This is a genomic window from Streptomyces europaeiscabiei (assembly GCF_001550375.1).
Lineage (GTDB): Bacteria > Actinomycetota > Actinomycetes > Streptomycetales > Streptomycetaceae > Streptomyces > Streptomyces europaeiscabiei.
This window is the reverse complement of sequence record NZ_LRTR01000615.1, coordinates 1-9,605: the sequence shown is the minus strand read 5'-3', so window position 1 is coordinate 9,605 and position 9,605 is coordinate 1. Positions and strand designations below refer to the sequence as shown.

At 71.1% G+C, this 9,605-nt stretch carries 8 protein-coding genes and 1 pseudogene; 5 read left to right on the top strand and 4 right to left on the bottom strand.

All coding sequences use genetic code 11. The features are described 5' to 3' along the window. From AWZ10_RS29850 to AWZ10_RS29830, 5 genes are all read left to right on the top strand, one after another. On the top strand, positions 1-1,288 hold a 1,288-nt coding region (locus AWZ10_RS29850; RefSeq protein WP_060892509.1), incomplete at its 5' end, for an FAD/NAD(P)-dependent oxidoreductase. A 133-nt stretch (positions 1,289-1,421) separates the two neighbouring features. Next, complete coding sequence (locus AWZ10_RS29845) at positions 1,422-2,318, top strand: dihydrodipicolinate synthase family protein (RefSeq protein ID WP_046707092.1); 897 nt, start codon at positions 1,422-1,424, stop codon at positions 2,316-2,318. A gap of 26 nt (positions 2,319-2,344) precedes the next feature. Next, complete coding sequence (locus tag AWZ10_RS29840; protein WP_046707091.1) at positions 2,345-3,346, top strand: proline racemase family protein; 1,002 nt, start codon at positions 2,345-2,347, stop codon at positions 3,344-3,346. Positions 3,347-3,389: 43 nt separating this feature from the next. Beyond that, positions 3,390-4,094, top strand: a complete 705-nt coding sequence (locus tag AWZ10_RS29835; protein ID WP_046707090.1) for a GntR family transcriptional regulator — start codon at positions 3,390-3,392, stop codon at positions 4,092-4,094. Positions 4,095-4,237: 143 nt separating this feature from the next. Next, positions 4,238-4,765, top strand: a complete 528-nt coding sequence (locus tag AWZ10_RS29830; protein ID WP_060892508.1) for an NUDIX hydrolase family protein — start codon at positions 4,238-4,240, stop codon at positions 4,763-4,765. A 27-nt stretch (positions 4,766-4,792) separates the two neighbouring features. Here the strand turns inward: AWZ10_RS29830 and AWZ10_RS29825 are convergent, their stop codons facing one another. The 4 genes and pseudogenes from AWZ10_RS29825 to AWZ10_RS29810 all read right to left on the bottom strand — a co-directional run. Further along, positions 4,793-6,253 carry a tetratricopeptide repeat protein gene (locus AWZ10_RS29825; RefSeq protein ID WP_060892507.1) on the bottom strand — a complete coding sequence of 487 codons (1,461 nt, stop codon included), beginning with the start codon at positions 6,251-6,253 and terminating at the stop codon, positions 4,793-4,795. Positions 6,254-6,600: 347 nt separating this feature from the next. Next, positions 6,601-7,787 (bottom strand): annotated as a pseudogene (locus tag AWZ10_RS29820) (ABC transporter ATP-binding protein). Between the two features lie 91 nt (positions 7,788-7,878). Continuing rightward, positions 7,879-8,712 (bottom strand): carbohydrate ABC transporter permease, encoded by an 834-nt coding sequence (locus AWZ10_RS29815; RefSeq protein WP_046707678.1) that lies wholly within the window; start codon positions 8,710-8,712, stop codon positions 7,879-7,881. Further along, positions 8,712-9,605, bottom strand: an 894-nt coding sequence (locus tag AWZ10_RS29810) for a carbohydrate ABC transporter permease (RefSeq protein ID WP_060892506.1), incomplete at its 5' end; no start/stop codon positions are given. The genes AWZ10_RS29815 and AWZ10_RS29810, both read right to left, overlap by 1 nt.

Genomic DNA, 9,605 nt, shown 5'->3' with positions numbered 1-9,605 from the left:
GGCCGGGCTCGGCGCACGGCGCCCCCAGGCCCTGCACCACCGCTGGCGCACCTGGCGGCGGCTGCGCGACGCCCTCGAACGGCAGGTCACCGCAGGGCGCGTCACCCACCTCCCGGACCACCATGTGTGGTGCGTGGAGCGGCACTCCGAGGGCGGCCCCCGGCCCTTCACCGTCCACGTCCTGCTCGGCCCCGACCAGGAAACCCCCGTCGACGTGCGCGCGGACGCCGTCCTGCTCGCGACGGGCGGCTACGAGAAGGTGCTGCCCTTCCCCGGCTGGACGCTGCCCGGCGTGGTCACCGCCGGGGGCGCGCAGGCCATGCTGAAGGGCGGGCTCGTGGTGTCCGGCCGTACGGCGGTCGTCGCCGGTACCGGGCCGCTGCTGCTGCCGGTGGCGACCGGACTCGCGGCGGCGGGCGTGACGGTGGCCGCGCTGGTGGAGTCGGCGGACCCGAGGGCCCTGGTGCGGCGGGCCGGAGCGCTGGTGGGCCGGGCGGACAAGCTCGCCGAAGGGGCCGGGTACGCGGTGGAGTTGCTGCGCCGCCGGGTGCGGACCCTCGTACGCCATACCGTCGTCGAGGCGCACGGCGACGACCGGCTGGAGGCCGTGACCGTCGCCGCGCTCGACGACGAGGGGCGCGTCCGGTCCGGCACCGAGCGGCGCCTCGTCTGCGACACGCTCGCCGTCGGGCACGGCATGCTCCCGCACACCGACCTCTCCGAGGCGCTCGGCTGCCGCGTCGAGCCCGGCGGGACGCGGGTGTGGGTCGACGACGAGCAGCGCACCGATGTGCCGGGTGTCTGGGCGGCGGGCGAGACCACCGGGATCGGCGGCGCGGCCCTCTCCCTCGCCGAGGGGCACATCGCCGGGCGGTCGGCCGCCGCCCACCTCCTGGGCCGGCTTCCGGACCCGGGCGAGTGGGCGGGCGCCGCCAAGTCCCGTGGAATGCTGCGGGAGTTCTTCGATGTGCTCGACACCGTGTACGTCCCGCCGGCGCGATGGACCGAGCAGGTCACCGACGACACGGTCGTCTGCCGGTGCGAGGAGGTCACCGCCGGGGCCGTCCGCGAGGCCGTCGGGGAGCTGGGCGCCGGGGACGTCCGGACGGTGAAGCTCCTCACCCGTGCCGGGATGGGCTGGTGCCAGGGCCGGATGTGCGGGCCGGCTGTCGCGGGGATCGCCGGATGCGCGGAGGCCGTCGCCCGGCGGCCGTTCGCACGACCGGTGCCGCTGGGCGTACTGGCCCGTGCGGGAGAGACCTCCGAGGAGGGCGATGGCACCCCCTGAACGCTGAACCCTGGAACCGGCACCCGGCACCCGGCACCCGGCACCCGGCACCCGGCACCGGTAAGCCCGTCCACCGGCACCCCGTGCCGGCTCAACCTCAGTAATATGTCACACCCCATTGAGAGGGATCCGCATGACCACCACCGATCACCGTCCCTGGCGCGGCGTCCTCGTCGCCACCGCGCTCCCCCTCCGCGACGATCTCTCCGTCGACCACGACAAGTACGCCGAGCACTGCGCCTGGCTGGTCGAGAACGGCTGTGACGGTGTCGTACCGAACGGCTCGCTCGGCGAGTACCAGGTGCTGACGCCCGAGGAGCGCGCCAAGGTCGTCGAGACGGCCGTCGCCGCGATCGGCGGCACGCGCGTGATGCCGGGGGTGGCGGCGTACGGGTCCGCCGAGTCGCGGCGCTGGGCCGAGCAGGCGCGGGACGCGGGCTGCGCCTCGGTGATGCTGCTGCCGCCGAACGCCTACCGCGCCGACGAGCGGTCGGTCCTCGCGCACTACGCGGAGGTCGCGAAGGCGGGCGTCCCGGTCGTTGCGTACAACAACCCGATCGACACCAAGGTCGACCTCGTCCCCGAACTGCTCGCCAAGCTGCACGGCGAGGGGTACATCAGGGCCGTCAAGGAGTTCTCCGGCGATGTCCGCCGGGCGTATCAGCTCGCCGAACTCGCCCCAGACCTGGACCTGTTGATCGGCGCGGACGACGTGCTGCTGGAGCTGGCGCTCGCGGGCGCCAAGGGCTGGGTGGCGGGCTACCCGAACGCCCTGCCCGCCGCGACGGTCGAGCTGTACCACGCGGCGGTGGACGGCGACCTCGCGACGGCCAAGGGTCTGTACGAGCAGTTGCACCCGCTGCTGCGCTGGGACTCCAAGGTCGAGTTCGTGCAGGCCATCAAGTTGTCCATGGACATCGTGGGCCGGCACGGCGGACGCTGCCGTCCGCCTCGGGTGGAGCTGTTGCCGGAGCAGGAGGCCGCGATCCGGGCGGCCACCGAGAAGGCCGTCGCGGCGGGCCTCGCGTAGCCCACGTCAGAAAGGTAGGACCGGTCATGCGCAGCAAACTCGTCCTGCACGCCGTCGACTCGCACACCGAGGGCATGCCCACCCGGGTGATCACCGGCGGGATCGGCACGATCCCCGGCGCGACCATGAACGAACGACGGCTGTGGTTCCGTGAACACCGCGACGACGTCAAGCAGTTGCTGATGAACGAGCCGCGCGGCCACGCGGCGATGAGCGGCGCGATCCTGCAGCCGCCGACCCGCCCCGACTGCGACTACGGCGTGCTCTACATCGAGGTCTCCGGCTATCTCCCCATGTGCGGCCACGGCACGATCGGTGTCGCGACCGTGCTCGTGGAGACCGGCATGGTCGAGGTCGTCGAGCCGGTCACCACCATCCGTCTCGACACCCCGGCGGGCCTCGTCGTCGCCGAGGTGGCGGTGGAGGACGGCGCGGCGAAGGCGGTCACGCTGCAGAACGTGCCGTCGTTCTCCGTCGGCCTCGACCGCAAGATCGCACTCGCCGACGGGCGGACGGTCACCTACGACCTCGCGTACGGCGGCAACTTCTACGCCGTCCTGCCGCTGGAGCAGTTCGGGCTGCCCTTCGACCGCGAACGCAAGGACGACATCCTGCGGGCCGGCCTCGCCCTGATGGACGCCGTCAACGCCGAGGAGGAACCCGTCCACCCGGAGGACCCGTCGATCCGCGGCCTCCACCACGTCCACCTGTACGCCCCTGGCGCCACCGCCCGGCACTCGCGCCACGCGATGGCCATCCACCCCGGCTGGTTCGACCGCTCACCCTGCGGTACGGGAACCAGCGCGCGCATGGCGCAACTGCACGCGCGCGGCGAACTGCCGTTGCACACCGAGTTCGTGAACGAGTCCTTCATCGGCACCCGGTTCACGGGGCGGCTGCTCGGCGAGACCGAGGTGGCCGGTGTCCCGGCCGTGCTCCCCAGCTTCACCGGCCGCGCCTGGATCACCGGCACGGCCCAGTATCTGCTCGACCCGTCCGACCCGTTCCCCTCCGGATTCGTCCTCTAGGATTCCGGGACTTCAGGACTCCAGGAGAGACCGCATGCCCCCCATGGCCTCGCAGCGCACCGGCGCCCCGTCCGCCGCCGCTCCCCCGGCCCCCGCCCTGCCGGTGCTCGGCGGCAAGAAGAGCAGCTACCGCGAGCGGGTCGCCGACGCGCTGCGGGCCGCGCTGATCGCCGGAGAGCTGCGGCCGGGCGAGGTGCACTCCGCGCCCGCGCTCGCCGCCCGCTTCGGTGTCTCGGCCACGCCGGTGCGCGAGGCCATGCTGGATCTGGCCAAGGAGGGCCTGGTCGACACCGTGCCCAACAAGGGGTTCCGGGTCACCGCCGTCACCGAGAAGCAGCTCGACGAGTACACCCACGTCCGCTCGCTCATCGAGATCCCGACCACCGTCGGTCTGGCCCGGACCGCCGACCCGGTCTCCCTGGAGGCGCTGCGGCCCGCCGCCCGGGAGATCGTCGCCGCCGCGGCCTCCGGCGACCTCATCGCCTACGTCGAGGCCGACACCCGCTTCCATCTCGGTCTGCTGGCCCTCGCGGGCAACGCGCACCTCGTCGAGGTGGTCGGTGACCTGCGCAAACGCGCCCGCCTCTACGGCCTGACCGCGCTCGTCGAATCCGGCCGTCTGCTCTCCTCCGCGCAGGAGCACCTGGAACTCCTGGACGCCCTCCTCGACCGCGACGAGGCCGCCGTGCACGCGGTGATGACCCGCCACCTCGGTCACGTGCGCGGAATGTGGGCCGCGCACGACTGATCACCGAAGCGACGCATGCGAGTCGCACGACTGATCACCGAAGCGACGCATGCGAGCGGAGCGACGCGGGCATCTGTGACAAGTGTGATCGGAGCGACGCGCGCTCCGGCTGACGTTGAAAGTATGATCGGCCAATGTCTGACATGACCGAAACCACGCCGGGCTGGCTGCCGTCCGACGAGCTCGAATCGGCGCGCGCCCGGATGCCGATCCTGTACGTCGAGGCGGTGCCCGTACGCGTCGACGACAGCGGCGAAGTCACCAGTATCGGCCTGCTGCTGCGCATCGGCCCGGACGGGACGGTCAGCCGCAATCTGGTCTCCGGCCGCGTGATGCACCACGAGCGGGTACGTGACGCGCTCCTGCGGCACCTGGAGAAGGACCTCGGGCCGGTGGCGCTGCCGCGCGTCCCGTCGGCACTGCAGCCCTTCACCGTCGCCGAGTACTTCCCGACGCAGGGCATCACCCCGTTCCACGACCCGCGTCAGCACGCGGTGTCCCTCGCCTACATCGTCCCGGTGTCCGGCGACTGCCGCCCCCGGCAGGACGCGCTCGACCTGGTGTGGTTCAGTCCCCAGGAGGCGGCGTCGGAGTCGGTCCAGAACGAGATGCCGGGCGGCCAGGGAGTCCTGCTGAAGCAGGCCCTGGCGCACGTGGGCTGTCTGTCCTAGCCGGGAGCGGGTCGTGGCGGCCTGGGCTCAGGGCCGCCGTACGAGATGGGTGTCGTGAGGGTTGCGGCTCAGCCTCTCCGCGGCGGGCGCCGCCAGTTCGGTCGCCGTGTCGCGGGCGGCGGCGGCGCGGCCCGCTTCGCCGAGGGCGTCGGCGAGACGGGCCTGGCCGAGCCAGTTGTAGGGGCTGTGGGGGCTCAGGCCGGTGCGTTCGCCGAGCAGGAGCCGCGCCAGGTCGTCCCGGCGGGCGCGGATGGCCGCCTCCAGCAGGGTCCGCTGGATCGCGTCCCGCTGGGCGTGGCTGCCGCCGAAGGTGTGCAGTCGCCGACGGATGGGCCAGAGCAGCTCCACGACCGCCCGGTAGTCCTCGCGGACGTACGCCACCAGCGCCTCGCACACGGGCAGGCCGATCTCGCCGGTCATCACACGGTTGGTGCCGGGCCGCCCGCCCTGCCGGGCCGCCCGCAGCCAGCGCCGCCGGTCGGCGACGAACGCGTCCGCCGTCTCCAGCCGTCCCGCTCCCGCGAGGGCCATGACGGCGTGCACGTCGTTGAAGGCGTAGAACGGCGGGTCCTCGCGCGCGGCCCACGCGTCGGCGAGGGGCCGCCAGCGGTCCCCCTGGTCCCGGTCGTCGAGGAGGAACCGCCACAGCAGCGAGGCGGCGTCGAGGAGTTCCATGACGAACCCGGTGGAGTCCTTGTGGTGCAGTACGGCGTCGTAGATCCGCAGGGCCGTCGCGGTGTCGCCCGCCTCCAGCGCGTAGAGGGCGTAGTGCCACCAACTGTGGACCGTCAGCAGACTGCCGCTCGCCCAGTCGTCCAGACGCGCGTGGAGGAAGTCGAGCCCCTCGGCGTACCGACCCTGCATCTCGTGTACGTGGACGACCGCGTGGATGGCCCAGATGTCACGGGAGTTCGTCTCCACGGCGGCCCGAGCCATCTCCTGCGCCCGGTCGTAGTGCCCCGACTCCTCCAGGCCGAACGCGTACATGCCCATCAGCGGCCCACGATGGGGGTCGTCCGCGTCCCACGCGGGCAGGGCACCGCCGATCCGGTCCCGCAGCCGCGTCGCGTCCCCCGTGAAGAAGTCGAGCTGATGGCCCACCGCCAGGGCCAGCGGATCTCGCGGGCACTCCACGACCAGCTCCTCCAGCACCTGCCCGGCCCGCCCCAGATCACCCCCGAGCCAGGCCTCCGCCGCGGCCATGTGCATCCGCTCCCGCCGGGGCAGCGCCGCACGGTCCAGGCCGGCGTCGAAGTCCGCGAAGCGCCGGCCCGCCTCGTCGGCGTCCCGCGGCTCGGTCCCCAGCACCCCCAGATACGCCGCGAACGCCTGGGCCAGCGGCGCCCCCGGGCACGCGGCCACCGCGTCCGCGACGGCGGCCGGGAACTCGGGCCGGAAGAACAACAGCCCCTCCACGGCCCGGTCCAGGTGTCCCGCCCCTTCGGCGGTGCACTCGAACAGGCGGTTGCCGTACCGGTCGGTCACCATGGCAGCTCATCTCCGGCGCGTGTCGAGGGTCCTCGGCCTGCGGTCGTCGACCCGTGACGGCACGGATCACCCCGCGACCCCCATCAAAGCGACCGACGCTCCCCCAGGTCCACCGCGCACCCCCGACACACCCCTCATCACCACTGTGCGCCGCGGTGTCGGCAGCCCCGAAAGGCGGGCTGTCGGCTCCCCGGAAGGCTTGCAGTCAGCTGCTTCCGCGCAAGTCGGGACGACAGGACGTGAACGTGCGCCCCCCTTGCCCCAGAGGTGCGGGTCACCTGCATTGTCGGCGCACAACAGGTTCTACCCGGGCGCGCGTTGGGCGTCGATCACCCTGCCGTGCGGCGTCAGTCCGTCCTCACCGGATGCGTGAGGTTCGCTCCCGTCGCCGGGTCGAACACATGAGCCTTGGCCATGTCGACCTGCAGCTCCACCGGCTCGCCCTCACGGGCACGCGTGGCGGCGTCCAGGCGGGCCACGATGTGATGGGTGTCGGCCCCGGTGTCGCGCAGGCCGGAGTCCTTGGCGAGCTCCTCCAGTTCGGCGGTCGTCGCGGGTCCGCCCTCCGCGGTGAAGTAGACATACACATCGGAGCCCAGCGACTCCAGTACTCCACGGTGGCGGTGAAGACCGGGCCCGTCCGGTCCCGGTCGTGCGACACGGCCACGTCCTCGAATGCCTCCGGTCGCAGCCCGACGATGACCTCGCGGGGCGCGTTCTGCCGTTCCAGGGCCTGCCTCGTACGGTCGTCGAGGGTCAGGTCGCCCAGGGACGATCGCAGCGCACCTTCCTCCAGGGTGGCGTTCACGAAGTTCATGGCCGGGGAGCCGATGAAGCCCGCGACGAAGATGTTGCGCGGCAGGTCGTACAGCTCGGCGGGTGTGCCGATCTGCTGGACCAGTCCCTGCCTCATGACCACGACCCGGTCGCCGAGCGTCATCGCCTCGGTCTGGTCGTGGGTGACGTACACGGTGGTCGTGCCGAGGCGCCGCTGCAGCCGGGAGATCTGGGTGCGCATCTGCACCCGGAGTTTGGCGTCCAGGTTGGACAGCGGCTCGTCCATCAGGAACGCCTTGGGATCCCGGACGATCGCACGCCCCATGGCCACCCGCTGGCGCTGACCGCCCGAGAGGTTGGCGGGCTTGCGGTCCAAGTGGTCGGTCAGGTCGAGGATCCGGGCGGCCTCCGTCACCTTGGCGTCGATGGTGGCCTTGTCCACCTTGGCCAGGCGCAGCGGGAAACCCATGTTCTCCCGGACGTTCATGTGCGGGTAAAGGGCATAGCTCTGGAACACCATGGCGACGTCGCGTTCCTTGGGAGCGAGGTCGTTGACGACCTGGTCTCCGATGCGCAGGGTGCCCTCGGTGATGTCCTCGAGTCCGGCGATCATGTTCAGGGTGGTGGACTTGCCGCATCCCGACGGACCGACGAGGATCACGAACTCCCCGTCGGCGATCTCGAGGTCCACGTCCTTCACGGCGAGGGCCCCGTCGGGAAAGCGCTTGGTCACTCCCTCAAGGATGATCTCGGCCATGGTGGTGTCTCCTTGCCTTCATGCCTTCCGGGTCCGAGCACTGCGGTCGGTGTCTCGTTGACCGGTGGCCTGTCTGCCACGGTCGGCCCGTTCACCCCTTGACTGCCCCGGAGGTCAGCCCGGCGACGATCCGCCGCTGGAAGAACAGGACGAAAAGGATGATCGGGATGGTGATGACCACAGCGGCGGCGGCGATCGACCCTGTGGGCTGCTGGAACTGGGAGCTCCCGGTGAAGAACGCGATCGCGGCGGGCACGGTGCGCGCGGACTCGGTGGACGTCAGCGAGATCGCGAACAGGAAGTCGTTCCAGCAGAAGATGAACACGAGGATGGCCGTGGTGAACACGCCCGGCGCGGCCAGCGGCACGATGACCATCCGGAAGGCCTGCGCGGGCGTCGCTCCGTCGACCTTCGCGGCCTTCTCCAGATCCCAGGGGATCTCCCGGAAGAAGGCCGACAGGGTGTAGATCGCGAGCGGCAGGGAGAAGGTCATGTACGGGATGATCAGCCCGATCCAGGTGTCGAAGATCCCGATGATCCGCTCGATGTTGAACAGCGGTGACACCAGGGAGATCGGGGGGAACATGGCGATCAGCAGTGACATGCCGATGAGCACCCGCTTGCCGGGGAAGCGGAGCCTGGCCACCGCGTAGGCGGCCATGGTGCCGAGCGCGACCGCGATCACCGTGGCGATCAGGGCGATCCCGATCGAGTTGATCAGGGCCCGGGTGAACTCGGCGGTCTCGAAGATGCCCCGGTAGTTCTCCCAGGTCCAGTCCGTGGGGATGTAGTTGCCGTCCGTCAGGGTGGCGGGGTCCTTGAACGACAGCGCGGCGATCCACCACACGGGGAACAGGGCGTACAGCACCACCACCACGTTGATGACACCCCAGCGGGCGGCATGCGTCTTCCCGACCTCGGCCATCAGCGCTTCACCTCCGCGCCGGGCGCCGCGGTGCCGAACAGTTTGACGAAGGTGAAGGCGATGATCCCGACGCAGAGGAAGATCAGGACCGAGATCGCCGACCCGATGCCCAGGTTCAGCGAGGTGAACAGGTTGTCGTACCCGAGGATCGACAGGGAGCCGGTCCCCTGGGCGCCCGCGGTCAGGATGTAGATGTTGTCGAAGATCCGGAACGCGTCCAGTGTGCGGAAGAGCAGGGCCACCAGGACGGCCGGTTTCATCAGCGGCAGCATGATCTTGGTGAAGCGCTGCCAGGCGGTGGCACCGTCCACCATGGCCGCCTTCAAGGTCTCCTCGGGGACCAGCGCGAGGCCTGCGAGCAGCAGCAGGGCCATGAACGGCGTCGTCTTCCACACCTCGGCGAGGATGATCAGCCAGAGTGCGGGCCACTGCTCGGTCAGTGGGGCCTCCCCGTCGGGCAACAGCTCGGCGAGGTACCCGAGGTCCGGGGTCCAGGCGTACTGCCAGGAGAAGGCGGCGACCACGGTGACGATCCCGTACGGAACGAGGACCGACGTACGGACGACACCGCGCCAGAAGATCGTGCGGTGCATCACCAGGGCGAGCCCCATGCCGAGGACCAGTTCGATCGTCACGGAGACGGCGGTGATGAACAGCGTGACCCAGAAGGCGTCCCACCAGAACGGAGAGGAGAGCACCGCCCCGTAGTTGCTCAGGCCCACGAACTCCGCCTGTCCGGGAAACCGCAGGTCGTACCGCTGGAGGGACAGATAGACGGCGTACCCGATGGGGTAGGCGGTCACGGCGATCATGACGACGACCGCGGGCGCGCAGAGCAGCCAGCCGAGCCGCCGCTCCTGCCTGGCACCCGCCGAGAGCGCCGCCGGGTCCGG

What these genes read in the sequence shown, in the direction of transcription:
- AWZ10_RS29835 (WP_046707090.1), top strand. Translation starts at nt 3,390, where the DNA reads ATGGCCTCGCAGCGCACCGGCGCCCCGTCCGCCGCCGCTCCCCCGGCC.
- AWZ10_RS29815 (WP_046707678.1), bottom strand. Translation starts at nt 8,712, where the DNA reads ATGGCCGAGGTCGGGAAGACGCATGCCGCCCGCTGGGGTGTCATCAAC.
- AWZ10_RS29825 (WP_060892507.1), bottom strand. Translation starts at nt 6,253, where the DNA reads ATGGTGACCGACCGGTACGGCAACCGCCTGTTCGAGTGCACCGCCGAA.
- AWZ10_RS29840 (WP_046707091.1), top strand. Translation starts at nt 2,345, where the DNA reads ATGCGCAGCAAACTCGTCCTGCACGCCGTCGACTCGCACACCGAGGGC.
- AWZ10_RS29830 (WP_060892508.1), top strand. Translation starts at nt 4,238, where the DNA reads ATGACCGAAACCACGCCGGGCTGGCTGCCGTCCGACGAGCTCGAATCG.
- AWZ10_RS29845 (WP_046707092.1), top strand. Translation starts at nt 1,422, where the DNA reads ATGACCACCACCGATCACCGTCCCTGGCGCGGCGTCCTCGTCGCCACC.